The sequence below is a fragment of the Leifsonia sp. 2TAF2 genome, assembly GCF_052115085.1.
Taxonomy (GTDB): domain Bacteria; phylum Actinomycetota; class Actinomycetes; order Actinomycetales; family Microbacteriaceae; genus Leifsonia.
The window spans coordinates 1394756-1421404 of the sequence record NZ_JBFRFY010000001.1; the positions used below are offsets into that span (position 1 = coordinate 1394756).

General features: G+C 69.4%; 24 protein-coding genes. 21 read left to right on the forward strand and 3 right to left on the reverse strand.

The annotated features are described in order from the left end of the window. Nucleotides 1-3 precede the first annotated feature (3 nt). The 16 genes from AB4Z18_RS06710 (at nt 4) to dnaE (ending at nt 19523) form a co-directional block, all read left to right on the forward strand. Nucleotides 4-1548: a Mur ligase family protein gene (locus tag AB4Z18_RS06710; protein ID WP_441781915.1), complete on the forward strand. Its 1545-nt coding sequence runs from the start codon at nt 4-6 to the stop codon at nt 1546-1548. Further along, the gene (locus tag AB4Z18_RS06715; protein ID WP_441782987.1) at nt 1548-2972 is read left to right on the forward strand and encodes a UDP-N-acetylmuramoyl-tripeptide--D-alanyl-D-alanine ligase; all 1425 of its coding nucleotides are present in this window, start codon (nt 1548-1550) and stop codon (nt 2970-2972) included. The genes AB4Z18_RS06710 and AB4Z18_RS06715 overlap by 1 nt, the downstream gene beginning before the upstream one ends. Continuing rightward, complete coding sequence (gene mraY, locus AB4Z18_RS06720; RefSeq protein ID WP_441781916.1) at nt 2969-4084, forward strand: phospho-N-acetylmuramoyl-pentapeptide-transferase; 1116 nt, start codon at nt 2969-2971, stop codon at nt 4082-4084. Before AB4Z18_RS06715 ends, mraY begins: the two co-directional genes overlap by 4 nt. After that, entirely contained in the window at nt 4081-5634 is a 1554-nt protein-coding gene (gene murD, locus AB4Z18_RS06725) for a UDP-N-acetylmuramoyl-L-alanine--D-glutamate ligase (protein ID WP_441781917.1), read from the forward strand. Before mraY ends, murD begins: the two co-directional genes overlap by 4 nt. Continuing rightward, nucleotides 5594-6847, forward strand: coding sequence for a putative lipid II flippase FtsW (gene ftsW / locus AB4Z18_RS06730; RefSeq protein ID WP_441781918.1), 1254 nt, complete (start codon nt 5594-5596; stop codon nt 6845-6847). The genes murD and ftsW overlap by 41 nt, the downstream gene beginning before the upstream one ends. Then, complete coding sequence (locus tag AB4Z18_RS06735; RefSeq protein WP_441781919.1) at nt 6844-7920, forward strand: UDP-N-acetylglucosamine--N-acetylmuramyl-(pentapeptide) pyrophosphoryl-undecaprenol N-acetylglucosamine transferase; 1077 nt, start codon at nt 6844-6846, stop codon at nt 7918-7920. Before ftsW ends, AB4Z18_RS06735 begins: the two co-directional genes overlap by 4 nt. 91 nt (nt 7921-8011) lie before the next feature. Further along, nucleotides 8012-9439, forward strand: coding sequence for a UDP-N-acetylmuramate--L-alanine ligase (murC, locus tag AB4Z18_RS06740; protein WP_441781920.1), 1428 nt, complete (start codon nt 8012-8014; stop codon nt 9437-9439). 12 nt (nt 9440-9451) lie between these two features. Next, the gene (locus AB4Z18_RS06745; protein WP_441781921.1) at nt 9452-10471 is read left to right on the forward strand and encodes an FtsQ-type POTRA domain-containing protein; all 1020 of its coding nucleotides are present in this window, start codon (nt 9452-9454) and stop codon (nt 10469-10471) included. 144 nt (nt 10472-10615) lie between these two features. After that, complete coding sequence (ftsZ, locus tag AB4Z18_RS06750) at nt 10616-11797, forward strand: cell division protein FtsZ (protein WP_441781922.1); 1182 nt, start codon at nt 10616-10618, stop codon at nt 11795-11797. Next, the gene (locus tag AB4Z18_RS06755) at nt 11763-12476 is read left to right on the forward strand and encodes a YggS family pyridoxal phosphate-dependent enzyme (protein ID WP_441781923.1); all 714 of its coding nucleotides are present in this window, start codon (nt 11763-11765) and stop codon (nt 12474-12476) included. The genes ftsZ and AB4Z18_RS06755 overlap by 35 nt, the downstream gene beginning before the upstream one ends. 64 nt (nt 12477-12540) lie before the next feature. Further along, nucleotides 12541-13068, forward strand: a complete 528-nt coding sequence (locus AB4Z18_RS06760; RefSeq protein WP_441781924.1) for a cell division protein SepF — start codon at nt 12541-12543, stop codon at nt 13066-13068. Between the two features lie 80 nt (nt 13069-13148). Beyond that, complete coding sequence (locus AB4Z18_RS06765) at nt 13149-13445, forward strand: YggT family protein (protein WP_441781925.1); 297 nt, start codon at nt 13149-13151, stop codon at nt 13443-13445. Between the two features lie 144 nt (nt 13446-13589). Further along, nucleotides 13590-14444, forward strand: coding sequence for a DivIVA domain-containing protein (locus AB4Z18_RS06770; RefSeq protein WP_441781926.1), 855 nt, complete (start codon nt 13590-13592; stop codon nt 14442-14444). Nucleotides 14445-14475: 31 nt separating this feature from the next. Next, a complete protein-coding gene (gene lspA / locus AB4Z18_RS06775; RefSeq protein ID WP_441781927.1) occupies nt 14476-15048 on the forward strand; it encodes a signal peptidase II in 573 nt (190 codons plus the stop codon). Further along, a complete protein-coding gene (locus AB4Z18_RS06780; protein ID WP_441781928.1) occupies nt 15049-15969 on the forward strand; it encodes an RluA family pseudouridine synthase in 921 nt (306 codons plus the stop codon). Nucleotides 15970-16004: 35 nt separating this feature from the next. After that, nucleotides 16005-19523 (forward strand): DNA polymerase III subunit alpha, encoded by a 3519-nt coding sequence (gene dnaE / locus AB4Z18_RS06785; protein WP_441781929.1) that lies wholly within the window; start codon nt 16005-16007, stop codon nt 19521-19523. A 66-nt stretch (nt 19524-19589) separates the two neighbouring features. Here the strand turns inward: dnaE and AB4Z18_RS06790 are convergent, their stop codons facing one another. Further along, nucleotides 19590-20120: a flavin reductase family protein gene (locus AB4Z18_RS06790; RefSeq protein WP_441781930.1), complete on the reverse strand. Its 531-nt coding sequence runs from the start codon at nt 20118-20120 to the stop codon at nt 19590-19592. A gap of 112 nt (nt 20121-20232) precedes the next feature. Between AB4Z18_RS06790 and hisD the strand changes: the two genes are divergently transcribed. Genes hisD through AB4Z18_RS06805 form a run of 3 tightly spaced genes read left to right on the forward strand, consistent with a single transcriptional unit; the run spans nt 20233 to nt 23122 of the window. After that, nucleotides 20233-21543: a histidinol dehydrogenase gene (gene hisD, locus AB4Z18_RS06795; RefSeq protein ID WP_441781931.1), complete on the forward strand. Its 1311-nt coding sequence runs from the start codon at nt 20233-20235 to the stop codon at nt 21541-21543. A 16-nt stretch (nt 21544-21559) separates the two neighbouring features. Beyond that, nucleotides 21560-22030, forward strand: coding sequence for a transcriptional regulator NrdR (gene nrdR / locus AB4Z18_RS06800; RefSeq protein ID WP_441781932.1), 471 nt, complete (start codon nt 21560-21562; stop codon nt 22028-22030). A 48-nt stretch (nt 22031-22078) separates the two neighbouring features. Further along, the gene (locus AB4Z18_RS06805; RefSeq protein WP_441781933.1) at nt 22079-23122 is read left to right on the forward strand and encodes a quinone-dependent dihydroorotate dehydrogenase; all 1044 of its coding nucleotides are present in this window, start codon (nt 22079-22081) and stop codon (nt 23120-23122) included. Here AB4Z18_RS06805 and AB4Z18_RS06810 read toward each other — a convergent pair. Next, nucleotides 23090-24025 carry an RNase H family protein gene (locus AB4Z18_RS06810; RefSeq protein ID WP_441781934.1) on the reverse strand — a complete coding sequence of 312 codons (936 nt, stop codon included), beginning with the start codon at nt 24023-24025 and terminating at the stop codon, nt 23090-23092. The genes AB4Z18_RS06805 and AB4Z18_RS06810 overlap by 33 nt on opposite strands. Before the next feature lies 1 nt (nt 24026). Beyond that, nucleotides 24027-24623, reverse strand: coding sequence for a DUF3043 domain-containing protein (locus tag AB4Z18_RS06815; RefSeq protein ID WP_441781935.1), 597 nt, complete (start codon nt 24621-24623; stop codon nt 24027-24029). 41 nt (nt 24624-24664) lie between these two features. Here AB4Z18_RS06815 and AB4Z18_RS06820 point away from each other — a divergent pair, with 41 nt between their 5' ends. Continuing rightward, a complete protein-coding gene (locus AB4Z18_RS06820; RefSeq protein ID WP_441781936.1) occupies nt 24665-26119 on the forward strand; it encodes a dipeptidase in 1455 nt (484 codons plus the stop codon). A 93-nt stretch (nt 26120-26212) separates the two neighbouring features. Continuing rightward, nucleotides 26213-26569, forward strand: coding sequence for an iron-sulfur cluster insertion protein ErpA (gene erpA, locus AB4Z18_RS06825; protein ID WP_441781937.1), 357 nt, complete (start codon nt 26213-26215; stop codon nt 26567-26569). The last annotated feature ends 80 nt before the right edge of the window (nt 26570-26649 follow it).

Here is a 26649-nt window from a genome sequence, read left to right on the forward strand (position 1 = left end):
CCCGTGACAGGACCGGCGCCTTCTTCTCTGCGCCCCGAGCATCCCGTCGCCCGCCCGCTCGCCCAGCTGGTAGCGGAGTTCGGGCTGGACAGCCGGGGCGATCTCGACGGCGTCGAGGTCACCGGCGCTGCGCTGGCGAGCTCGGCCGTGGAGCCGGGAGACCTCTACGTCGGCGTGCCCGGCCGCAACGCCCACGGGGCGAGCTACGCGACCGCTGCGGCGGAAGCGGGAGCGGTCGCCGTGCTCACCGACGAGGAGGGCGCGGAGCTGGCCGCGGAGTCCGGCCTGCCGGTCATCGTCACGCCCGACCCGCGCTCGGCGCTCGGCGCCGTCTCCGCCTGGATCTACCGCACCGACGAGAATTCGGCGACGCTCTTCGGCGTGACCGGGACGAACGGCAAGACGAGCGTGGTGTACCTGCTGAACGCCATCCTCGGCCAGCTCGGCGTCGTCTCGGGCCTCAGCTCGACCGCGGAGCGCCGCATCGGCGACACCGCGATCACGAGCAAGCTCACCACGCCCGAGGCCAGTGAGCTCCATGCCCTGCTGGCGCGCATGCGCGAGGAGGGTGTCCGCGCCGTCGCGATCGAGGTCTCGGCCCAGGCGCTCACGCGCCGTCGCGTCGACGGGATCGTGTTCGACATCGTCGGGTTCACGAACCTCAGCCACGACCACCTCGACGACTACGCGGCGATGGACGACTACTTCGCGGCGAAGCTGGAACTGTTCCAGCCCGACCGCGCGCGCCGCGGCGTCGTCACCGTCGACTCGGAGTGGGGCCGCGCCCTGGTCGAGCAGTCGCGCATCCCGGTCGCCACCCTGACCAGTTCGCCGGGCACGGATGCCGAGTGGATGCTGACCGTGCTGGAGGAGTCGCTGACGCACACCTCCTTCGCGCTCGAGGGGCCCGACGGCCGCCGGCTCGAGACGCGCATCCCATTGCTGGGTGCGTACAACGCCGGAAACGCGGCGCTCGCGATCGTCATGCTCGTCGAGTCGGGGTACGACCTCGATGCGATCGGTGCGGCGCTGGAGCGCGACGGCGGGATCGACGCGTACATCCCGGGACGTGCCGAACGGCTCTCCGGGGACCGCGGCCCGGTCGTGTTCATCGACTACGGGCACAGCCCGGATGCCTTCCTCTCGACCCTGAACGCCCTGCGCAAGGTCACCGACGGCCGCATCGTCATGGTGTTCGGCGCCGACGGCGACCGCGACACCACCAAGCGGACCGACATGGGCGCCATCGCCGCCCGTGGCTCCGACGCCGTGGTGATCACCGACTTCCACCCGCGCTGGGAGGACCCGGCGAGCATCCGTGCCGCCCTGCTCGAGGGCGCGCGCAACGCGGTTCCGGAGCTGGAGCTGTACGAGGTCCCCGATCCGCGTGCCGCCTTCCGCACCGCGCTGTCGCTGGCGGGCGACGGAGACGTCGTGCTCTACGCCGGGCCCGGCCACGAGGACTACCAGGAGGTCGCCGGCCAGCGGCTGCCGTACTCCGCCCGAGATGACGTGCGCCTCGCCCTGCGAGAGGCCGGGTGGCTCTGATGATCGCGATGACCCTGGCCGAGATCGCCGCGGCCACCCGTGGCACGCTGCTGCTCGACGGCACCCACGTCTCACCGGAGACCGAGATCACCGGGCTCTCCACGACGGATTCGCGCGAGGTCGTGCCCGGCACCATCTTCTTCGCGAAGCCCGGCGAGGTGACCGACGGTCACCTGTTCGCACCGCAGGCCGTCGAGGCGGGCGCGGCGCTCGTCGTGGTCGACCATCCCCTCGAGCTTCCCGTGCCGCAGCTTCTCGTGGAGGACACCGTTGTCGCCCTCGGCGACCTGGCGACCGAGGTCATCGCGCGGGTGCGCGCCCTGGGGCTCCTGAAGATCGTCGGGATCACCGGTTCCAACGGCAAGACCACGACGAAGAACCTGCTCCGCGCCGTGCTCGAACAGGTCGGCCCGACCATCGCCCCGCGCGCCTCGTTCAACAACGAGGTCGGCGCTCCGGTGACGATGCTCCAGGTGACGGAGGAGACGCAGTTCCTCGTCGCCGAGATGGGCGCGAGCGGCATCGGCGAGATCGCTCGGCTGGTACGCATGGCGCGACCCGATGTCGGCGTCGTGCTGAAGGTCGGGCTCGCTCACGCGGGCGAGTTCGGCGGGATCGAGAAGACCCTCCAGGCGAAGACGGAGATGGTCACCGACCTGCTGGAGTCGGACGTCGCGGTGCTCAACCAGGACGACCCGCGCGTCGCCTCCATGGCCGACAAGACCGTGGCTCGCGTGCTCTGGTTCGGCCTCGACGACCGCGCCGACGTGCGCGCGAGCGACATCGTCTCCGATCGTCGTGGCACGTCCTTCACGCTGCACCTGCCGTCGCGCGACGGCGGCGAGGGCCCGTCGCGTCCCGTTCGCTTCCAGGTGCTCGGTGAGCACCACGTGATGAACGCCCTGGCCGCCGCGGCCTCGGCGTACACGCTCGATGTGGACATCGACACGATCGTCGCGTCGCTGCAGACGGTGAAGACCGCCGAGCGCTGGCGGATGGAGGTCATGGGCGGCAGTGAGGTCACCGTCATCAACGACGCGTACAACGCGAGCCCCGACTCCATGTCCGCAGCACTGAAGACCCTGGCGCAGATCGCGGAGCCCGGCGCCCGCACGATCGCCGTCCTCGGCGAGATGAGCGAACTGGGCGAGTTCTCCGGCGAGGAGCACGACCGCATCGGCCTGCTCGCGGTGCGCCTCGGCATAGACCAGCTCGTGATCGTCGGCCCGGCCGCGCGCCGCATGCACATCTCGGCGATCAACGAAGGCTCGTGGGATGGCGAGTCCCTCTACTTCGACACGCAGGATGCGGCCTTCGACCACCTGAAGGGCGCCCTGCGCCCGGGCGACACGGTGCTCGTGAAGTCCTCCAACTCGGCTGGGCTGCGCTTCCTCGGCGACCGACTGGGAGAATCCTTCTCGTGAGAGCCCTGCTGACCTCCGGTGCGCTGTCGATGGCGTTCACGCTGTTCCTGACGCCGCTGTTCATCCGGCTCTTCCGCCGCCTCCAGTGGGGGCAGTTCATCCGCGACGATGGTCCGCAGAGCCATCACGCGAAGCGCGGCACCGCCACCATGGGCGGGATCGTCGTCATCCTGGGCACGCTCTTCGGCTACTTCACGGCGCTGCTGCTGACCGGGGATGAGACGAGCGTCTCGGCCCTGCTCGTCCTGTTCCTGATGGTCGGGCTCGGCGTGGTCGGCTTCATCGACGACTTTCTCAAGACCCGCCGCGAACGCAGCCTCGGCCTGACGGGCTGGGCGAAGGTCGCAGGCCAGGTGGTCGTGGCGACCGTCTGGGCGTTCCTGGCGATCCGCTTCCCGAACGGCAACGACGCCACGCCGGCATCGATGAGCGTCTCGTTCATCCGCGACCTTCCGGCGATCGACTTCGGCTCGATCACGAAGTTCGGCGTGATCGGCGTGCTGGTCGGCTACGGCCTGTATCTGATCTGGATCAACTTCCTGGTCGCCGCCGCGTCCAACGGCGTCAACGTCACGGACGGCCTGGACGGTCTCGCCTCGGGCGCCTCGATCCTGGCGATCGGCGCCTACATCATCATCGGCTTCTGGCAGTCGATCCAGTCGTGCGCGAGCATCAACCTGAACCCCGAGAACGTCGCGAAGTGCTACGACGTGCGCGACCCGTTCGACCTCGCCATCGTGGCGACGGCGATCGTCGGCGCCGTCGTCGGGTTCCTGTGGTGGAACACCTCGCCCGCGCAGATCTTCCTCGGCGACACCGGCTCGCTCGCGCTCGGCGGCGCCGTCGCTGCGCTCGCCATCCTGAGCCGCACCGAGCTGCTGCTGGTCCTGATCGGCGGCATCTTCGTCATCGAGGCCGGGTCGGTGATCCTGCAGCGGGCCTACTTCAAACTCACCCACGGCAAACGCATCTTCCTGATGAGTCCCATCCACCATCACTTCGAGTTGAAGGGATGGGCGGAGGTGACGGTCGTCGTCCGGTTCTGGATCATCGGGGGCCTGCTGGTCGCCGCCGGCGTCGGCTCCTTCTACCTGGAGTGGCTCGCAACGTGACCGCGCTCGAGGACAGACTCGCCTCCCTCAGCAGCTGGCACGCCGACTGGAGCGGGCTGCGCGTCGCCGTGTACGGCCTCGGCGTGACCGGCTTCTCGGTGGCGGACACGCTGGCAGAGCTCGGCGCGCAGGTGCTCGTGGTCGCGTCGAAGGCCGACGACGAGCGGCGGATGCTGCTGGAGGTCATCGGTGCCGACCTGCTGGAGCAGTCCGACCTGAGCTCCCCGCCCGAGCGGCTCAGCGAGTTCGATCCTGAACTCGTCATCGCCTCGCCGGGTTTCCACTGGGACCACCCGCTGCTGCTGTGGGCCGAGGAGCGCGGCACCGCAGTGTGGGGCGACATCGAGCTGGCGTGGCGGCTGCGCGACAAGGTCGCCCGGCCCGACGGCGTCGCCGGCCCCGCGGAGTGGATCTGCGTGACCGGCACGAACGGCAAGACCACCACCGTGCAGCTCACGGCGACGATGATCCTAGCGGGAGGCAGCCGCGTCGCCCCCTGCGGCAACATCGGCGTGCCGGTGCTCGACGCCATCCGCGACCCGCAGGGCTTCGACGTGCTCGTGGTGGAGCTCTCCAGCTACCAGCTGCACTGGGTGAATCGCAACGCGAGCGGCGAGCTCTCTCCGTTCTCGGCAGCCTGCCTCAACATCGCCGACGACCACCTCGATTGGCACGGCTCGCTCGAGGCGTACATCGCCGCCAAGGCGAAGGTGTACCAGAACACCCGGGTGGCGTGCGTCTACAACAAGGCGGACGAGAACACCCTGCACATGGTGGAGGAGGCGGAGGTCGTCGAGGGCGCCCGCGCCATCGGCTTCGGCCTCGGCGTCCCGGGGCCGAGCGACTTCGGCATCGTGGACGGCATCCTCTGCGATCGCGCGTTCCTCGAGGATCGCGCGCACTCGGCCATCGAGCTGACCACGCTCGATGAGCTGCTCGAGGCCGGCCTCGCAGCGCCGCACGTCGTGGCGAACATCCTCGCGGCCAGCGCCCTGGCGCGCTCGTGGGGCGTCGAGCCGCAGGTCATCCGTGACGTCCTCACCGCGTTCCGGCTGGATGCGCATCGCATCGAGCTGGTGCGGGTCGCCGCGGGCGTGAACTGGGTGGACGACTCCAAGGCCACGAACCCGCACGCGGCCGACGCGTCGCTGCGCGCGTACCCCTCGGTGGTCTGGCTCGTCGGCGGCCTCTTGAAGGGTGTGGATGTGGATGCGCTGGTCGGCCGCCACATCGGCCGCCTGCGCGGTGCGGTACTGATCGGGGTCGACCGCGAGGCGCTCCTGGCGGCATTCCGGCGACACGCGCCCGACCTTCCCGTTCTGGAGGTCGACGCCGACGAGACTGAACAGGTCATGCCGACGGCGGTGCGGCTGGCCGGCGGTCTCGCCCGCGAGGGCGACACCGTGCTGCTGGCTCCGGCGGCGGCGTCGATGGACCAGTTCGCCGACTACGCAGAGCGCGGTCGCCGTTTCCAGGCGGCGGTGAACGAGTACTTGGGAGGTGAGGCGGATGACGAGCCCGCCCCGCATCCCGACCCGCAGCAGGGCTGACCAGCAGGCCGCGCAGGCCTCGACGCGCCTGGGCGCGCTGACCACACGCATCCAGCTGGGCCGGTCGATGACCTCGGAGTCGGCCAACTACTTCCTGCTGCTCGGGATCACGCTGTTCATGGTGGTCTTCGGCCTGGTGATGGTGCTCTCGTCGTCTGCAGTCGAGTCGCACAACGACAGCGACAACTTCTTCTCGCGGTTCTGGTCGCAGGGCGCGTACACGCTGGTTGGGTTGCCGCTGATGTTCGTGGTGTCGCGCATCCCGCGGGCGTTCTGGCGGAAGACGATCTGGTTCTTCCTCGCCGCCGCGTGCTTCCTCCAGGTGCTCGTGCTGCTGACGCCGCTCGGCATGGAGATCGGCGGCAACCGCAACTGGCTCAAGATCGGTTCGCTGACCGTGCAGCCGTCCGAGGCGATCAAGCTCGCGCTCGTCGTCTGGCTCGGCGTGGTGCTGGCCCGCAAGCGGGACGTGCTGGACCAGTGGAAGCACGTCGCGATCCCGGTGGTCCCGATCGCGGGCGGTGCGGTCGCGCTGGTGCTGCTCGGCGGCGACCTCGGCACCACGATGATCATGGCGGCGCTGATCCTCGGCGCGCTGTTCTTCGCCGGCGTGCGGATGCGGTTCCTCTTCACCGGGGTCGTGGCCGTCGGAATCATGTCCTTCTTCGTCGCGATTTCGAGCGCCAGCCGTCTGGGGCGCATCGCCGCGCTCTTCGGCGGTGCGAGTGCGGCCAATCCGGACGTCAACTGGCAGATCGACAACGGCTTCTACGCGCTCGCCTCGGGGGGCGTGTTCGGGGTGGGCCTCGGCAACTCCCATTCCAAGTGGTCGTGGCTGCCTGCCGCCGACACCGACTTCATCTTCGCGATCATCGGTGAGGAGCTCGGGCTCATCGGCGCGGTCGTCGTCCTGCTGCTGTTCGTGATGCTTGCGATCGTGTTCCTCCGCATCATCCACGCGTCGGACGACCCGTTCGCGCGTGTGACGACCGCCGCGATCATGGTGTGGCTGATCGGCCAGGCGTTCGTCAACATCGCGGTGGTGCTCGGCGTCATCCCGGTGCTCGGCGTGCCACTCCCACTGATCTCTGCGGGTGGCACTGCGATGATCAGTTCCATGATCGCCATCGGAATCGTGCTGTCGTTCGCGCGGCAGTCGCATCGTGACTCCCTGGCCGCCCACGACACCGGGTCGGCGGGGCCCCGGGCATGACGCGCTACCTTCTCGCCGGCGGGGGCACCGCCGGCCACGTGAACCCCCTGCTCGCCGTCGCCGACCGGCTGCGCCGTGACGACCCGGAAGCCGAGGTGCTGGTGCTGGGCACGAAGGAGGGGCTGGAGGCGCGGCTGGTCCCGCAGCGCGGGTACGAGCTGGCGACCATCCCGAAGCTGCCGTTCCCGCGGCGGCCGAACGGCGCGGCCCTGCGCTTCCCGGGGGAGTACCGCCGCTCCATCCGCAGTGTCCGTGAGCTCATCCGCTCGCGCGGCATCGACGCGGTGGTCGGCTTCGGCGGCTACGCCGCTGCTCCCGCGTACTCGGCGGCCCGCTCGGAGCGGGTGCCCCTGATCCTCCACGAGGCGAACGCCCGCCCAGGGCTCGCGAACCGCCTCGGCGCCCGCTACACCCCGTGGGTCGGCGTGGCGTTCGAGGGGACGCCGCTGCCGCATCCCACCTTTGTCGGCATGCCGCTCCGGGTGGAGATCGAGCAGCTCGACCGCGCGGCCGCGCGACCGCAGGCGGCTGCGGAGTTCGGGTTTGAGACCGATCGGCCCACATTGCTGGTGACCGGCGGGTCTTTGGGGGCGCGCCGCATCAACCAGACCATCGCCGCCCGTGCTCAGGAGCTGACCGCGGCCGGCTGGCAGGTGCTGCACATCCAGGGCGGCCGCGGCGAGCTGACCGATCCGGGCATCGAGCACTACCGCCTGCTCGACTACTGCGACCGGATGGATCTGGCTCTCGCCATCGCGGACCTCGCGGTCGCCCGCGCGGGCGCCGCCACCGTGTGCGAGTTCGCCGCGCTGGGCATCCCGGCCGTCTACGTGCCCTTCCCGATCGGGAACGGCGAGCAGCGTTATAACGCAGCAGGCGTCCTCCGGGCGGACGGAGGTCTCCTGGTCGACGACGCCGAATTCCAGCCGACGTGGGTGGATGCGCAGCTCCTGCCGCTGCTCGCCGACCGCGACCGCGTCGCCGAGATGGGCCGGCGCGCCGCCTCCGTGGGGGTGCGCGACGGCTCCGACCGGATGGTCGCGCTCATCCGCGGTGCCCGTCCGGTCGGCTGAGAGCGAACGGTGAGCCTGGGGCCGATCCGCACCATCGCCGCGTAGCCTCATACTTGATGGAGTCCTTCTCGCGTAACCGAAAGCTGTACCTGTGACGATCAAGCCCGACCCGACCCTCACCCTGCCCGACGACCTCGGGAAGCTGCACTTCGTCGGCATCGGCGGTTCCGGGATGAGCGGCATCGCCCGGCTGTTCCTGGAGGCCGGCTACACGGTGACCGGCTCGGATGTGCGGCACTCCGCCAATATCGACAGCCTCCGTGCGCTCGGCGCCACCGTCGCGATCGGCCACGATGCGGCCAACGTGGGCGACGCCGACACGCTCGTCGTGACCGGCGCGCTCTGGCAGGACAACCCCGAGTACCAGTTGGCGCTGTCGAAGGGTCTGCCGGTGCTGCACCGGTCGCAGGCCCTCGCCTGGCTGATCAACCGCTCCCGTCTGGTCGCCGTCGCCGGCGCCCACGGTAAGACGACCTCGACCGGCATGATCATCACCGGCCTGCTGGGCCTCGGTGAGGACCCGAGCTTCGTCAACGGCGGCGTGATCGCGTCCCTCGGCAAGAGCTCGCAGACCGGCACCGGCGAGCTGTTCGTGGTGGAGGCGGACGAGTCGGACGGCTCGTTCCTGCTCTACGACACGGCGGTCGCCCTGATCACCAACGTCGACCCCGACCACCTCGACCACTACGGCTCCCTCGAGGCCTTCGAGGACGCCTTCGTGACCTTCGCCCGCGAGGCGGACGAGTTCGTCGTCGTGTCCTCCGACGACGCCGGCGCGGTCCACGTCACCAACCGGCTCCGAGAGCAGGCGCCCGACAAGCGCATTGTCACCTTCGGCGAGGCAGAGGATGCGGAGGTGCGCATCCACTCGATCGTCACCGACGGTCCGGTGTCGTTCTCGATCAGCTACGGCGGCGAGGAGTACTCCGCGCAGCTGCGGGTTCCCGGTCGCCACAACGCGATCAACGCCGGCGGCGCCTTCGCGGTGCTGACCGGTCTCGGCTTCGATCCGGCCGCTTCGCTGTCCGCTATCGCGGAGTTCGGAGGCACCGAACGCCGTTTCGAGCTGCACGGTACGGTCGCGGGCGTCAGCGTGTACGACGACTACGCCCACCACCCGACCGAGGTCGCGGCCGCCCTGTCGGCTGCGCGCACCGTCGTCGGCGACGGCCGGATCATCGCCGTGCACCAGCCGCACCTGTACAGCCGGACGCGCCTGTTCGCGAAGGAGTTCGCCGAGACCCTCGAGCGCTACGCCGACGAGACCGTGGTGCTCGACGTGTACGGAGCCCGCGAGGACCCGGAGCCGGGCGTCACCGGAGCGCTCGTCGCCGACCGCTTCGAGCATCCCGACCGGGTGGCGTTCATCGCCGACTGGCAGCGGGCCGCCGACCACACCGCGCAGATCGCGCGTGAGGGCGACTTCGTGATCACGCTCGGCTGCGGCGACGTCTACCGCATCGTCCCTCAGCTGCTCGACTCACTGCGCCGGGAGCACCCGGACGCCGCCGCGGAGTAACAGGGCCGGTCGGTGAAGCGTCCCCAGGGTTTCGAACGGCAGGAGGTGCCGGCGAACGCGCCTGCCCCCGCGCCGCGCGAGCTGGAGGCGCGCGATCGGAGCGGGGACCGGCGCCAGGCCGCAGGCTCGCGTTCCGTCGGGACGGTCACCGAGCCCATCCCGGTGGTGCGGCCAGGGGATGGTGCTCCTGCATCCCTCCTCGACGCGCCTGCGCGCGAGCGCGACGCCGACGCTCCGCCGTACTCGCGCATCCCGAGCAACCGAGAGATCGACAAGGCCCTCCGAGCTGCCCGCCGCGAGCGGAAGCGAGTGGAGCGTGGCGAGGTGCGTCGCTTCACCAAGCGCTCCCGGCGCCGTCGGCTCGCCTGGCTCGCCGCGGCCGGCGTCGTCGCGCTGCTGGTGCTCGCCGTGGCGCTCGTCGCGTACTCTCCGCTGCTGGCGCTGAAACACATCCAGGTCACGGGCACCTCGCGGCTGGATGCGGCGACGGTCGAGAAGAAACTCTCCGACCAGCTCGGCACCCCCCTGCCGCTGCTCGACCAGGCGGGGATCTCCAGCGATCTGGCCGCCTTCCCGCTGATCCGCAGCTACACGGTGGAGAGTCACCCGCCCGACTCCATCATCGTGCGCGTGGTGGAGCGTGCGCCGGTCGGCGTCATCCAGCAGGGCAATGTGTACACGCTGGTGGATGCGGCCAAGGTGCCGATCTCGAGCAGCGAGAAGCGGCCGGACGGCTATCCGATGATCGCCGCGAGCGGCGGGGCGGCCGACGTGGACGCCGACTCGGGGTTCGCGGCGGCGGCGAGCGTGCTGAGCGCTCTGCCGCCCGACGTCCTCGCCCAGGTCGACACCATCGCAGCGAAGACGAAGGACGACGTGAGTTTCACCCTGCGCGAGAGCCACGCGACGGTCGTCTGGGGGAGCGCGGAGGACTCGTCGCTGAAGGCCGCAGATCTGGCGGCGCTCCTGAAGAGCGCGGCCGGATCATCGCGCTACGACGTGTCGTCGCCGCACAGTGTGACGACGGGTTAGGCGTGTCGTGACCCCGACTTTTCCGACACGCCTGCCGCGTTACCGAGGCGCGGCGACGGCGCACCTAACGTCGGATCGAGAATTGCATACTCAGCAAGACTTTAAGCCTCAGCTAGAGGTTGAAGGTTCCCGTGGAGGCCGGACGTGACAGCACAACAGAACTACCTCGCCGTGATCAAGGTCGTCGGCATCGGCGGAGGCGGCGTCAATGCCGTCAACCGCATGATCGAACTCGGCCTCCGCGGCGTCGAGTTCATCGCCATCAACACGGACGCGCAGGCGCTCCTGATGAGCGACGCCGACGTCAAGCTCGACGTCGGCCGTGAGATCACCCGCGGCCTCGGCGCCGGGGCTGACCCGGAGGTCGGTCGCCGTGCGGCGGAAGACCACGCGGAGGAGATCGAGGAGGCGCTCGCCGGCGCCGACATGGTCTTCGTCACCGCGGGCGAGGGCGGCGGAACGGGCACGGGCGGCGCGCCGGTCGTCGCACGCATCGCCAAGTCCATCGGCGCTCTCACCATCGGTGTCGTGACCAAGCCGTTCTCCTTCGAGGGCAAGCGCCGTCAACAGCAGGCCGAGGCGGGCGTCCAGCGCCTGAAGGAAGAGGTCGACACCCTCATCGTGGTGCCGAACGACCGGCTGCTCGAGATCAGCGACCGCGGCATCAGCATGCTGGAGGCGTTCTCCACCGCCGACCAGGTGCTCCTCGCCGGTGTCCAGGGCATCACCGACCTGATCACCACGCCGGGCCTCATCAACCTCGACTTCGCCGACGTCAAGTCGGTCATGCAGGGTGCAGGCTCCGCCCTGATGGGCATCGGCTCCTCGCGGGGCGCCGACCGGGCCATCAAGGCCGCGGAGCTGGCCGTTGCGTCGCCGTTGCTGGAAGCATCCATCGACGGCGCCCACGGCGTCCTGCTGTCCATCCAGGGTGGCTCCAACCTCGGCATCTTCGAGATCAACGACGCCGCCCGCCTGGTGCAGGAGGCGGTGCACCCGGAGGCGAACATCATCTTCGGTGCGGTCATCGACGACACCCTCGGCGACGAGGTGCGCGTGACCGTCATCGCGGCAGGATTCGACGGCGGCGAGCCGAACTCGCGTCCCGTCACGGCGGACTCGCGTCGCGCGAGCTACGTCGAGGCAGGCTCGGAGCAGTCGCAGATCGCCTCCTCCGCCGAGGTCGAGGCGGGCGAGATCCCCGCCCCGGTCACAACCGACGCCTGGCAGACCGGCGAGAGCCCGGTCACCGAGGCCGCACCCCTGAAGGACCCGGCGTTCGACGACGAGAATGACGACCTCGACATCCCCGACTTCCTCAAGTAACGGTCTGGCCGAACGGCTCGCCGCGGTCCGGGAGGGCGTCTCGGACGCCGCCCGGGCCGCCGGCCGTTCGCCGGACGAGGTGACGACGATCGTCGTGACGAAGTTCCACCCGGCGTCGCTCGTGCGCGAGCTCGCCGGGCTGGGCGTGCGCGACGTGGGGGAGAACCGCCACCAGGAGGCGCAGGAGAAGGCGGCGGAGCTCGCCGACCTCGACCTCCGCTGGCACTTCGTCGGACAGCTGCAGAGCAAGAAGGCGCGTCAGGCCCGGCGGTATGCGTCCGTCATCCACTCGATCGACCGCTTCTCGCTGGTGGATGCGCTGGCCACCCGCGAGGGTGACCTGTCCGGCGAGCTCGACGCGTTCGTCCAGCTCAACCTCACCGACGACCCGGGACGCGGCGGCGTGGCCGATCGCGACCTCGAGCCGCTCGTCGAGCACGTCCTCGCCGCGCCCGGGCTTCGCCTCCTCGGCGTGATGGCGGTCGCACCCTTGGACGAGGAGCCCGCGCGCGCGTTCGAGCGCGTCCGGGCCGCCTCGGAGCGCGTCCAGGCGCTCGCGCCCGAGGCCACCAGGATCTCGGCAGGGATGTCGCAGGACTACCGCGAAGCGATCGCGGCAGGCGCGACACACCTTCGGATCGGGACCGCCATTACCGGGAATCGGCCAGAGCTTCGTTAATCTCGAAAAGAAGAGTTCGAGTGCGTGGCGAGGCGTCGACGCGCAGGTCTGTACGGAGGAAGCCATGGGCAACCCGCTGAAGAAGACGATGGTCTACCTGGGCCTCGCCGACGAGGAACTGGAATTCGAGGAGCAGCCGCAAGAGCAGGCTGCCCACCAGCCGCGCCGCGAGACTCCGGTCCACACGCCGGCGGCATCGCCGGTGCAGGCCGTCCCCCATCCCGCACCGGTCGCACCCGCGGCCGGCCGCGCTCCGGTCACGCCGCTGCGCAAGTCGTCCACCGCACGGAATGCATCGGTACAGGAAATGAACGAGATCCTCACGGTCCACCCCCGCCAGTACCGCGACGCTCAGGCGATCGCCGAGTCGTTCCGGGAAGGCATCCCGGTCATCATCAACCTCTCGCAGATGAGCGAGGGCGATGCCCGCCGTCTCATCGACTTCGCCAGCGGCCTCTCGCAGGGTCTGTACGGCAAGATCGAGCGGGTCACTCCCAAGGTGTTCCTCCTCTCGCCCAGCCACGTCGTGGTCTCCGGCGAGCACGGCGGCCAGGACGCCGAGGTCGACGCCTCCTTCTTCGCCCAGGCCTGATTCAGCGGGCCGCGGCCCGTCGACGCACGAAGCGCACCGTCTCCCAGGGGAGCCGGTGCGCTTTCGTACATACTGAGAGGGTGTTTGTCGTCTCGATCCTTGCGACCGTGCTCTATTACGCGCTGCTGATCTATTTCTTCGTGCTGTGGGCGCGGTTCGTGCTGGACCTGGTACGCGTCTTCGCGCGGCAGTGGCGCCCTCGCGGCGTCGGCCTGTTCCTCGCCGAGTCCACCTACGTGGTGACCGATCCGCCCATCCGCTTCTTCCGCCGGATCATCCCGCGGGTGTCGATGGGGCCGGTCGCGATCGACTTCGGCTGGAGCCTGACCATGCTCGTCGTGATCATCGGCTTGTACGTCACGCTGGGATTCCGCTGAGCGTTGCTCCCGGCCGCAGCGGTCCGCCCGTTGTATCGTTGACGAGCCGACGCGCCGACCGTACGGCGGAGTGCGCGAGTCCCGCCCGCTTTGCTAGCGTTGGCTGAACGCGTTTCTGTTCCAATTTCACGAAGGTGGCTCACCATGGCGCTGACTCCGGAAGATGTAGTCAACAAGCGGTTCCAGCCGACGAAGTTCCGCGAGGGCTACGACCAGGACGAGGTCGACGACTTCCTCGATGAGGTCGTCGTCGAGCTGCGTCGTCTGAACCAGGAGAACGAGGAGCTCAAGCAGCGCCTCGTGGCCGCCGACTCGCGGATCGCCGAACTGCAGCGCAGCGGCGGGCAGGGTGCAGCAGCAGCCGCTCCCGCAGCGGCGGTTGCGGCCGCCGACAACGGCGAGGCCGAGCGTCTGCAGCGCGAGAACGAGGAGCTCAAGCAGCGCCTCGCCCAGGCGCAGCAGGAGGCCGCACAGGCCAAGCAGCAGGCCGAGCAGGCCCAGCAGTCGCAGGCTGCGGCTCCCGCCGCCGGCTACCAGGCGCCCGCCGACGACGCGAACGACCCCAACGCCACCAACAACCTCCTCCAGCTCGCACGCCGGCTGCACGAGGAGCACGTTCGTGAGGGTGTCGAGAAGCGCGACCAGCTCATCGCCGAGGGCCACGCCACCGCCGCGCGCATCGTCGCCGAGGCGGAGTCGAAGCAGCGCGCGCAGATCAGCGCCCTCGACCAGGAGCGCTCGGGTCTCGAGCGTCGCATCGACGAGCTCCGCACGTTCGAGCGCGACTACCGCAAGGGCCTCAAGAACTACATCGAGAGCCAGCTCCACGACCTCGACGCGCCCGTCCAGGGCGGTGGCGCGTCCGGTCAGGGCGGCTCCCGCTCGGCCGCGCCGGTGAGCGCGGGCAGCAACGCCGTCCCGACGCCGGTCCCCGCGGGCGGCTCGGACGACTCGAGCAACCAGGGCCAGGCCCCGGGCTTCCCCGGTTTTGGAGGCTAGTCCCTCCCGGTCCAAGGTCAGCATCAGGGCCTTGGCGGTCCTGGCGGTGGTCGCGCTATGCGTGTACCTCGTCGACCAGATCGCCAAGGTCCTGGTCGTCTCGAACCTGTACGAGGGCCAGCAGGTCGAGGTCCTGGGGCAGCTGCTCCAGTTCCACTTCGTCAAGAACGCGGGCGCGGCCTTCTCCATCGGCAGCGGCTCGACGTGGATCTTCTCCATCGTCGGGATCGGCGTCCTCGGCTTTGTGATCTGGTACGCACCGCGCATCCGCTCGACGGCCTGGGCGGTGCTGTTCGGCCTCCTGCTGGGCGGCCTGCTGGGCAACCTGACCGACCGCCTGTTCCGCGCACCAGGCTTCGGAGTCGGCCACGTTGTCGACTTCCTACAGATCCCGCTGCTGCCGGCGATCTTCAACCTCGCCGACGTCGCGATCGTGTCGAGCATGGTGCTGTTCCTCATCCTGACCCTGCGCGGTGTCGGGCTGGACGGGCGGCGAACGAACGATGACGACGATGGCGATGACGATGTCGAGCCGGACGAGGCTGCCGCCGACCCGATCGAGGCGGAGACCACCACGGATCCGCGCGACAAGCCGCAGAGCTAGATGGAGTCGCGCAGCTTCCCGATCCCGGACGGGCTCGACGGGTCACGCGTGGACGCGGGACTCGCCAAGCTCCTCGGCTTCTCGCGCAGCTTCGCGGCCGAGATCGCGGAGAGCGGCGGGGTGACGCTGGACGGCCGCGAGGCGGGCAAGTCCGACCGACTCACGGCCGGCTCCTGGCTCGAGGTGTCGTGGCAGCCGAAGTCCGACGTCGAGATCGTCCCGATCCCCGTCCCGGAGCTCACGATCGTGCACGACGACGACGACATCGTGGTGATCGACAAACCGGTCGGCGTAGCCGCGCATCCCTCGGTCGGCTGGGAGGGCCCGACGGTCCTCGGCGCCCTGGCCGCGGCGGGCTTCCGGATCTCGACCTCCGGCGCCGCCGAGCGCGCGGGCATCGTGCACCGGCTCGACGCCGGAACCAGCGGTCTGATGGTGGTCGCCAAGTCGGAGCGCGCCTACACGGCGCTGAAACGCGCCTTCCACGACCGCACGGTCGAGAAGATCTACCACGCGGTCGTCCAGGGCCACCCGGACCCGCTGACCGGCACGATCGACGCGCCCATCGGCCGTCACCCCCGGTCGGACTGGAAGTTCGCCGTCGTTGCTGGCGGCAAGCCGTCGGTCACCCACTACGAGACGATCGAGGCGTTCCCCTCGGCCAGCCTCCTCGAGATCCACCTGGAGACCGGCCGCACGCACCAGATCCGCGTCCACATGGCCGCCCAGCGGCATCCCTGCGCCGGGGATGCGATGTACGGGGCCGACCCCGTCCTGAGCGCGAAGCTCGGCCTCACTCGGCAGTGGCTGCACGCGGTACAGCTCGCCTTCGACCACCCGGGGACGGGGGAGTGGGTCACCTTCACGACGACATATCCGGCCGACCTGCAGCACGCCCTGGATGTGCTCCGAGAGTCGTAGAAGCAACGTCGGCGGACGGCCTTAGGCTTAGATCGATGTCCGACTCCTTCGTCCACCTCCACGTCCACAGCGAGTACTCGATGCTCGACGGGGCCGCACGTGTCAAACCTCTGGTCGAGGCCGCCGCGGCGCAGGGGATGCCCGGCGTCGCCATCACCGACCACGGCAACATGTTTGGCGCGTTCGACTTCTGGCGCTCGGCGACCGACGCCGGGATCAAGCCGATCATCGGCACCGAGGCCTACCTGACGCCGGGCACGCACCGGAGCGATAAGACCCGCATTCGCTGGGGCGACGGCGGCGGAGACGACGTCTCGGGCTCGGGCGCATACACGCACATGACGCTCCTGGCGGCGACGACCGAGGGGATGCACAACCTCTTCCGGTTGTCCTCGATCGCGTCGCGTGAGGGCTACTACTTCAAGCCCCGCATGGACCGCGAGATCCTGAGCACATACTCGAAGGGGATCATCGCGACGACCGGCTGCCCGTCCGGAGAGGTGCAGACGCGTCTGCGGCTCGGCCAGTACGAGGCGGCACGGGCCGCGGCCGCCGACTACCGGGACATCTTCGGCAAGGAGAATTTCTTCGCGGAGATCATGGACCACGGGCTCGGCATCGAGCGCCGGATCATGTCCGACCTCATCCGGCTGGCCAAAGACCTGGGGCTGCCGCTCGTCGCGACAAACGACCTCCACTACACGCACGCCGAGGACGCGAAGAGCCATGCGGCGCTGCTCTGCGTGCAGTCCGGCTCCACCCTCGACGACCCGAACCGCTTCAAGTTCGACGCCGACGAGTTCTACCTGAAGACTCCGGAGCAGATGCGGCAGCTGTTCCGCGACTACCCGGATGCGTGCGATAACACGCTCGCGATCGCCGAGCGTTGCGACGTGCAGTTCGACACGGCCGCGAACTACATGCCGCGCTTCCCCGTCCCCGAGGGCGAGACGGAGCAGACCTGGTTCGTGAAGGAGGTCGAACGGGGCCTCGAGCAGCGCTACCCGGGCGGAATCACGCCCGAGGTGCGCGCGCAGGCGGACTACGAGATCGGCGTGATCTCGCAGATGGGCTTCCCCGGCTACTTCCTCGTCGTCGCCGACTTCATCAACTGGTCGAAGCGCAACGGCATCCGCGTCGGGCCGGGGCGTGGCTCCGGCGCCGGCTCGATGGCCGCCTACGCGATGCGGATCACCGACCTCGACCCGCTGCGGCACGGCCTGATCTTCGAGCGCTTCCTCAACCCCGATCGCGTCTCCATGCCCGACTTCGACGTCGACTTCGACGACCGTCGCCGTGGCGAGGTCATCAAGTACGTGACCGAGAAGTATGGCTCGGAGCGCGTCGCGCAGATCGTCACGTACGGCACCATCAAGGCCAAGCAGGCGCTGAAGGACTCCGGGCGCGTGCTCGGCTTCCCCTTCTCGATGGGTGAGCGGCTCACCAAGGCGATGCCGCCTCCCGTCATGGGCAAGGACATCCCGCTCACCGGGATCTTCGACAAGGACCACCCGCGTTACAAAGAGGCCGTCGACATCCGCGCGGTCGTGGAGACGGACCCCGAAGCCAAGACGGTCTTCGACACGGCCCTGGGGCTCGAGAACCTGAAGCGCCAGTGGGGCGTCCACGCGGCGGGCGTGATCATGTCCTCCGACCCGCTGATCGACATCATCCCGATCATGAAGCGGGAGCAGGACGGCCAGATCGTCACCCAGTTCGACTATCCGGCCTGCGAGTCGCTCGGGCTGATCAAGATGGACTTCCTGGGGCTGCGCAACCTCACCATCATCAACGACGCCCTCGACAACATCCGCGACAACCGCGGCGAGGAGCTGGTGCTGGAGGAGCTGGAGCTCGACGACCGCCCGGCGTACGAACTGCTGTCGCGCGGCGACACCCTCGGCGTGTTCCAGCTCGACGGCGGCCCGATGCGGTCGCTGCTTCGGCTGATGAAGCCGGACAACTTCGAGGACATCTCGGCGCTCATCGCGCTGTACCGGCCCGGCCCCATGGGTGCGAACTCGCACACCAACTACGCGCTGCGCAAGAACGGTCAGCAGGCGATCACGCCTATCCACCCGGAACTGGCCGAGCCGCTCGCCGAGATCCTCTCCACCAGCTACGGCCTCATCATCTACCAGGAGCAGGTGATGGCGATCGCACAGAAGGTCGCCGGCTTCTCGCTCGGTCAAGCAGACATTTTGCGCCGCGCGATGGGCAAGAAGAAGAAGTCCGAGCTGGACAAGCAGTTCGCGGGCTTCGCGCAGGGCATGCAGGACAACGGCTACTCGATGGACGCGGTCAACAAGCTCTGGGAGATCCTGCTCCCGTTCTCGGACTACGCGTTCAACAAAGCCCACTCGGCCGCGTACGGCGTGATTTCGTACTGGACCGCATACCTGAAGGCGCACTATCCGGCCGAGTACATGGCGGCGCTGCTGACCAGCGTCGGTGATTCCAAGGACAAGATGGCGCTGTACCTCAACGAGTGCCGCCGGATGGGCATCAAGGTGCTGCCGCCGGATGTCAACGAGTCGAACCTGTACTTCGCCGCCGTCGGCGAGGACATCCGCTTCGGGATGGGCGCGGTGCGCAACGTCGGCGCGAACGTGGTGGAGGGCGTCCGGGACGCTCGCGAGAGCAAGGGCCGGTTCGAGTCGTTCCACGATTTCCTGAACAAGGTGCCCATCCACGCCGCCAACAAGCGGACGGTCGAGTCGCTGATCAAGGCCGGAGCCTTCGACTCGCTCGGCCACACGCGCCGTGCGCTCGTCGAGGTGCACGAGGATGCGGTCGAGTCGGCCGTCAAGATCAAGCGCAACGAGGCCAACGGCGACGTCGGGTTCGACTTCGACAGCCTGTGGGGCGAGGACGAGGCGGCGCAGACGCAGCATCACATCCCGCAGCGGCCGGAGTGGGCCAAGCGCGACAAGCTCGCGTTCGAGCGCGAGATGCTCGGTCTGTACGTGTCCGACCATCCGCTCGCGGGGCTGGAGCTTCAGCTGGCGAAGCTCGCCAGCACCGGGATCGCCGAGCTGGTCAGCTCCGACAACATCCAGGACGGCGAGACCGTGACCATCGCGGGGCTCGTGACGAGCGTTCAGCACCGCGTGGCGAAGGCCTCAGGCAACCAGTACGGGATGATCCAGGTCGAGGACTTCGGCGGCGAACTCACCGTCATGTTCATGGGCAAGGCCTACCAAGAGTACTCGTCGCAGCTGCTGGGCGACGCGATCGTGGTGGTGCGCGGGCGGGTGAGCCTCCGCGATGACGGGATGAACCTGCACGCGTTCTCGCTGATGACTCCGGACCTCGGGCAGGCCGACGACGCCGGCGGGATGCTGATGATCACGATGCCGGACCAGCGCGCGACGACCGACACGGTGCTGTCGCTGAGCGAGGTGCTCGCCCGGCATCCCGGCGAGAGCGAGGTGCGCCTGCGGCTGGTGAAAGGCCAGGTCGCGCGCGTCTTCGAGGTACCGAAGCCCGTGAAGGTGAGCGCCGACCTGTACGGCGAGCTGAAGGGCCTGCTCGGCCCGAACTGCCTGGTCTGACCGCGAGGTGCTCGTTGTTGCGGCCGACACGCCGTGCCGGGCCGCAACGACGAGCACCTCGCGCGGTCAGACGGGGGTGCCGGGGCGCCAGTAGGTGCGCTCGTGGTAGACCAGGGGCGCGTCGTCCTCGCCGAGGCCGCCCTCCTCGATCTGCACGATCACCACGGCGCTGTTGTGCACTTGCACGCGCTCGATGATGCGCCCGACCATCCATGCGGTGGTGTCCCTGATGACGGGGAGTCCATGAGGTCCGCGATACCAGTGGTCGCCGATGAATCGCTGCTGGTTGTCGCCCGAGAGCGTCTGCGCCACCTCGCGGTTGCGCACCCCGAGCGTGTGGATGACGACGCGGTCGGTTTCCGCGATGGCCGGCCAGCTGGAGGCGGACAGCGCCATGTTGAACGTCGCGAGCGGCGGCACCGCGGCGAGTGAGGCCAGCGAGGTCGCGGTGAACCCGACAGGGGTGCCGTCGTCGCGCTGCGCCGTGACGATGGCGACACCGGCGGCGTGGCGACGGAACGTCTGGCGGAACGCCGCCAGGTCGGGAGTCGCGTCGGTGAGCGCGCCGTCTGTGGGGTCGGGGGATGCGCTGTTCATACGTCCTGTACAAGCTCCGATCGACGGCGGACATTCCACAGGCCGCGCCTTCTCCACAGCGGAGAAGGGGTCGCGCGGCTGGGGATTCGGGGCGGGATAGGCTGGTCTGGCCATGATCCAGACCATCGATCTCCGCGGTGTCCAGCCTACCCGCGCCGCTTTTCAGCGCCTCGTGCCCCGTCCCGTCGTGGATGTGCAGGTGGCGATGTCCGTGGCGTCCGAGCTCATAGAAGACGTGCGTCATCGGGGGCTTGCTGCGCTGGTCGAGCAGGCCGAGCGCTTCGACGGTGCGGCGCCCGCTTCGGTCCGCGTCCCTCAGTCCGAGATCGACGCGGCCGTCGCGGCGCTCCCAGCCGACGTGCGGGAAGCGCTTGAGGAGGCCATCGCACGCGTCCGCGAGGCGACCGCCGCCCAGGTTCCGCCGGCCGCCGAGACCGTGATCCGTCCGGGCGCGACGATCGTGCAGCGCTGGCAGCCGGTCGAGCGCGCGGGGCTGTACGTTCCGGGCGGCAAGGCGGTGTACCCGTCGAGCGTGGTCATGAACGCGGTCCCGGCGCAGGTCGCCGGCGTGGCGTCCGTCGCGCTCGCCAGCCCGCCGCAGCGCGAGTTCGGGGGAGCGGTCCACCCGGTCATCCTCGGAGCAGCGGGGCTGCTCGGCATCGATGAGGTCTACGCGATGGGTGGCGCCGGCGCGATCGGGGCCCTTGCCTTCGGTGTCGAGGAAATCGGGCTGGAGCCGGTCCAGGTCATCACCGGGCCCGGCAACATCTATGTGGCGGCGGCAAAGCGCGTCGTCCGCGGCCAGGCCGGGATCGATTCGGAGGCGGGGACCACCGAGATTCTCGTGATCGCCGACGACACGGCCGATGCCGGGTATGTCGCCGCCGACCTGGTCAGCCAGGCGGAGCACGACGAGGCGGCCGCATCCCTGCTGGTCACCGACAGCCCGCAGTTCGCCGAGCGCGTCGTCGCCGAACTCGACCGGCTGGCCGCCGCGACGAAGCACGCCGAGCGGGTGCAGACGGCCCTCGGCGGACCGCAGTCGGCCATCGTGCTCGTCGACGACCTGCAGGCGGCGGCCGCGTTCAGCAACGCCTACGGGCCGGAGCACCTCGAGCTGCAGACCGCCGATCCGGAGGGGCTGCTCGCGTCCATCCACAACGCCGGCGCCATCTTCCTCGGGCCGACGTCGCCGGTCAGCTTGGGCGACTACCTCGCCGGTTCGAACCACGTGCTGCCGACGGGCGGCCAGGCGCGGTTCTCGCCCGGCCTCGGCGCCTACTCCTTCCTCCGGCCGCAGCAGGTCGTCGCCTACGACCGCGACGCCCTGCGCGACGTGGCCGATCGGATCGTGGCGCTGTCGACGGCGGAAGACCTGCCGGCGCACGGAGAAGCGGTCACCCAGCGGTTCCGCACCCGCTGAGCGATAGAATCCCACCATGTTCTGCCCCTTCTGCCGTCACCCCGACTCCCGCGTCATCGACTCGCGGACGAGCGACGACGGACTCTCCATCCGCCGACGCCGGCAGTGCCCCGAGTGCGGCCGCCGCTTCTCGACCACCGAGACCGCGAGCCTGAGCGTGATCAAGCGCAGCGGCGTGGCGGAGCCGTTCAGCCGCGAGAAGATCGTGCTGGGCGTTCGCAAGGCCTGCCAGGGCCGTCCGGTCACGGACTCCGACCTTGCAGTACTGGCAGGAAAGGTGGAGGAGACGATCCGCTCGACGGGAGCGTCGCAGATCGAGGCGAACGACATCGGCCTGGCCATCCTCCCGGAACTTCGCGAACTCGACGAGGTCGCGTACCTGCGCTTCGCGAGCGTCTACCAGGCATTCGACTCGCTCGACGACTTCGAGGCGGCCATCAGCTCGCTGCGTCTGGCACACCAGCCGGAGCCGGCGGAGGCGAAGTAAACGGGAGGCGAGCCCGGCAGCGGATGCAGCGGGTATTCTCTAACCGGCATGTATCGCGCACTCTTCACCCTCGTCCTCTCCCGACTCGATCCTGAGCGGGCCCATCACCTCGCCTTCGTGGTGATCCGCCTCCTCTCGACCCTGGGGCTCGGCAGGATCGTGCGCCGGTTCACCGCGCCAGACCCGTCCCTTGCGGTGGAGGCACTCGGGCTGCGCTTCGACTCGCCGTTCGGCGTCGCGGCGGGCTTCGACAAGGATGGCGAGGCGGTGCTGGGCCTCGGCGCGCTCGGGTTCGGCCACGTCGAGGTCGGCACGATCACGGCACGCCCGCAGCCCGGCAACGACAAGCCGCGGCTGTTCCGCCTGATCCCGGACCGCGCCGTGATCAATCGGATGGGCTTCAACAATCACGGAGCAGGGAGGGCCGCCGACCGGCTGCTGCGCGTCCGTCGCTCCCACCGTCGCCCCGTCCTCGGCGTCAACATCGGCAAGTCGCGCGTCGTCGCGGTCGAGGACGCCACGGCCGACTACCTCACCAGCGCCCGGGCGCTCGCCCCCGTCGCTGACTATCTCGTCGTCAACGTCAGCTCGCCGAACACGCCCGGGCTGCGCGGCCTGCAGGAGCTCGAACTCCTGAGCCCCCTGCTCTCCGCCGTGAAGGAGGTCGCGGGGGAGACCCCGCTGCTGGTGAAGATCGCACCCGACCTCACCGACGAGCAGGTCGAGCGGATCGCACGCCTCACCGTCGAACTGGGGCTCGCGGGCATCATCGCGACGAACACGACGATCTCGCGAGACGGACTGCGCACCGATCACACTGTCGTGGAGGCGGCGGGCGCCGGAGGACTGAGCGGTGCTCCGCTGGCGGCCCGCTCGCTCGCCGTCCTGCGTCTCATCCGCGCGGTCGTCCCGGCCGAGCTCTGCGTCATCTCCGTCGGCGGTGTCGAGAGGGCCGAGGACGTGCAGGAGCGCCTGGATGCCGGGGCCACCCTCGTGCAGGGCTACACGACGTTCCTCTACCGCGGCCCGCTGTGGGCGCGGCAGATCAACCGCGGGCTGCTACGCCTCCGGCGTTCCCTGGTGGAAGCGTAGGCGCCAGCGGCCGGAGCTGCGCACCCAGAGGGAGCTGCGCAGGGTCGCGCCCCGCGCATCCATCGTCCGGGCGGTGAGGAGCAGCGTCTCGGGGGAGACGCGGTCCACTCCGAGCACCTCGATGCCCGCAGCGGGAGCGTCCTCGTCGGCGAGCTCGGAGACGAGCGCGTCGCGGCCCCAGAGGCGGCCGGACCGGCCGATCTCCTCGAAAGACGGATGCAGCAGTTCGGCCAGGCGTGAAGCGTCGGAACGCACGGCCGGCTCGAGCAGCTCGCGCTCCAGGCGTGCGACGACCTCTTCGTCCGACTCCTCATGCGGCAGGTTGTCGAACAGGTCGAACTCGAGCGGCGCGTCGGTGCTCGGCTCGGCAGTCGGCGCTGAAATGGGCTCGGCAGCAGGAGTCGCAGCAGCCTCGGGAGCGGCCGTGAGGCTGGGTGCATGACCACCCCATCCGGGGCCAATCGGGATCGGCTCGCCGTTCTGGTACGCGGATGCGACGGCGCGGGCGCGTACGTCGGCCGCCTCATTCAGGTCGTGACCGGCGTGCCCCTTCACCCACTCGAACTCGTAGCGGCGGCCCTGCAGGGCACGATCGAGCCGTTCGAGCAGCTCCCGGTTCATCACCGGGGCGCCGTCGGCCTTCCGCCAGCCCTTGCGCTTCCAACCCGGCATCCACTTCGTCACCGCATTGATGACGTACTGGCTATCGCAGAAGATGTGCAGGTCTTCGCCGAGGTGGGCCGTCGCCTCGAGGAGGTCGATGACGGCCATCAGCTCGCCCTGGTTGTTGGTGCCGTGGGGCCAGCCACCCGCGGACCAGTGCGCGTCATCCACATACCAAGCCCACCCGGCGGGGCCGGGGTTGCCGAGGGCAGAGCCATCGGCCGCTGCGACGATCGCCACGTCAGCTCGGGAACTGGCCGCGCTTGACCTGCGGCTTCGGCAGGCGCATCACGCGCAGCTGGAGCGCACGCATGGCGCCGTACCAGCGCACGCCGCGCTCGACCTTCGACGCGCCGAACTTCGCCGCGAGGCGCTTCCGGACGAGGAATCCGAGCACGAAGCAGTCGATGACGGCGATAAGGAAGAAGCCCCACAGCGCGAACAGGCCGTACACCTGCAGGGCCGCCACGGGGAGGAAGGTCAGGATGATGACGATCAGCATCACCGGGATGAGGAACTCGCCGATCGAGAAGCGGGCGTCGACGTAGTCGCGCACATAGCGACGCTGAGGGCCGCGGTCGCGAGCGGTCAGATAGCGGTCGTCGCCGGCTGCCATGCCGAGGCGCGCCTTCTCGCGGGCCTCCGCCTGCTTCTGCCGGGCGACGCGGGCCGCCTCCTTGCGGTCGGTCGGGACCAGTGGACGCTTGCGGGCGGCCTCCTGCTGGCGGCGGGTGGGCGTGGGAGCACCCTTGCCCTGCCGAATACGTTCAGCGGTCTCTTCGGGGGTCTCCGGTGCGGGCGTCTCCGCCTCGCTCGCCGCGTTCTGTCGTTTCGCCAACTTCGAGCCTTCGTTTGTGGGGTGGACTTAAGATTACCCGCATGACAGACAGCCAGGAGACCCCCGTTCCGCCCGTCAGCGACACCGCCGACCCGAACACGCCGGACGCCGTCGAGACGCGGGTGCGTTCCGCGGTCGACGCCGGGCTGCCGTCGGCGATCGCCGACCTCTCGCAGCTGGTCCGCATCCCCTCGGTGTCGTGGTCGGCGTTCGACCCGGAGAACGTCCGGAAGAGCGCTGACGCGGTCGCGGCGCTGCTGACGGAGACCGGCGCTTTCGACCGCGTCGAGGTGAAGCTGGCGGCTATCGGCGACGGTGAAACCCTCGGGCAGCCTGCGGTGCTGGCCACGCGGGCCGCGAAGAACGGCCGGCCCACCGTCCTCCTTTACGCGCACCATGACGTGCAGCCGGAAGGCGACGCGGCGAACTGGGAGACCTCGCCCTTCGAGCCGACCGTCCGTGGCGACCGCCTGTACGGGCGGGGCGCGGCCGACGACAAGGCGGGCGTCATGACCCACGTCGCCACCGTCCGCGCCCTCACCCAGGTGCTGGGGGATGACCTGGAGGTCGGCCTCGCCGTCTTCATCGAGGGCGAGGAGGAGTTCGGCTCGCGTTCGTTCGCCAACTTCCTGGAGGACAACAAGGACGCCCTGGCGGCCGACGTGATCGTGGTCGCCGACTCCGACAACGTCGACGTGAACACGCCGGCGCTCACCGTCTCGCTCCGCGGCAACGTGACCTTCCGCCTCACGGTCTCGACGCTCGAGCACGCCTCGCACTCCGGGATGTACGGCGGCGCCGCTCCGGATGCGATGCTCGCACTGGTGAAGCTGCTCGCCACCCTGCACGACGAGGACGGCGCGGTCGCCGTCGACGGCCTGACCTCGTACACCGACGCCGATGAGCCGCCCGCGTTCAGCGAGGAGCAGCTCGCCGAGGACGCCGCATTCCTCTCCGGAGTCACGAGTATCGGGAGAGGCCCCATCCTGTCGCGGATGTGGTCGCAGCCGACCATCACCGTCACCGGCATCGACGCGCCCAGCGTCGCCAATGCCTCCAACACGCTCCTTCCGAGTGTGGCCGTGCGCATCAGCTCCCGCGTCGCGCCCGGACAGCCGGCGCGCGAGGCGTACGAGGCGCTCGAGCGCCACCTGCGCGCGTACGCGCCGTTCGGAGCGCACATCGCCATCGACGACGTGGACCTCGGCGACCCGTTCCTGGTCGACACGGCAGGCTGGGCGGCCACCGAGGCGAAGCGCGCGATGACCGACGCGTGGGGAAAGGAAGCAGTGGAGACGGGGATCGGCGGGTCCATCCCGTTCATCGCCGACCTGGTGCGCGAGTTCCCCTCGGCACAGATCCTCGTCACCGGCGTAGAGGACCCGGACACCCGCGCACACAGCCCCAACGAGTCGCTCCACCTCGGGGTGTTCAAGCGGGCGATCCTCACCGAAGCGCTGCTGCTCGCGCGCCTCAACGCGCGCACCGCGTCCTGAGTCGATGACGTGCTCTCCCGAATTCGCAGGAGAGCGACGTACAATCGACGCAGATTTCGTTCCGAAGCCTGAACCATCCTGAAGAGGAGCCCCATGACCGACACAACGCTGACCGCGACCAAGGCCCACGGAGTCGGCCTCACCGACACCGCGGCGTCCAAGGTCAGGAGCCTGCTCGAGCAGGAAGGCCGCGACGACCTGCGTCTGCGCGTGGCCGTCCAGCCCGGTGGCTGCTCGGGTCTGATCTACCAGCTGTACTTCGACGAGCGGATGCTCGACGGAGACGCGACCGTCGACTTCGACGGGGTGGAGGTCATCGTCGACAAGATGAGCGTGCCGTACCTCGACGGCGCGACCATCGATTTCGAGGACACGATCCAGAAGCAGGGCTTCACGATCGACAACCCCAACGCGACCGGTTCCTGCGCGTGCGGAGACTCGTTCCACTGAGTCGTATAGCACACCAGAACACACAGGGCCGCCCTCCACAGGGCGGCCCTTTTGTTCGGATCAGGGTGTCAGTCGGAGTA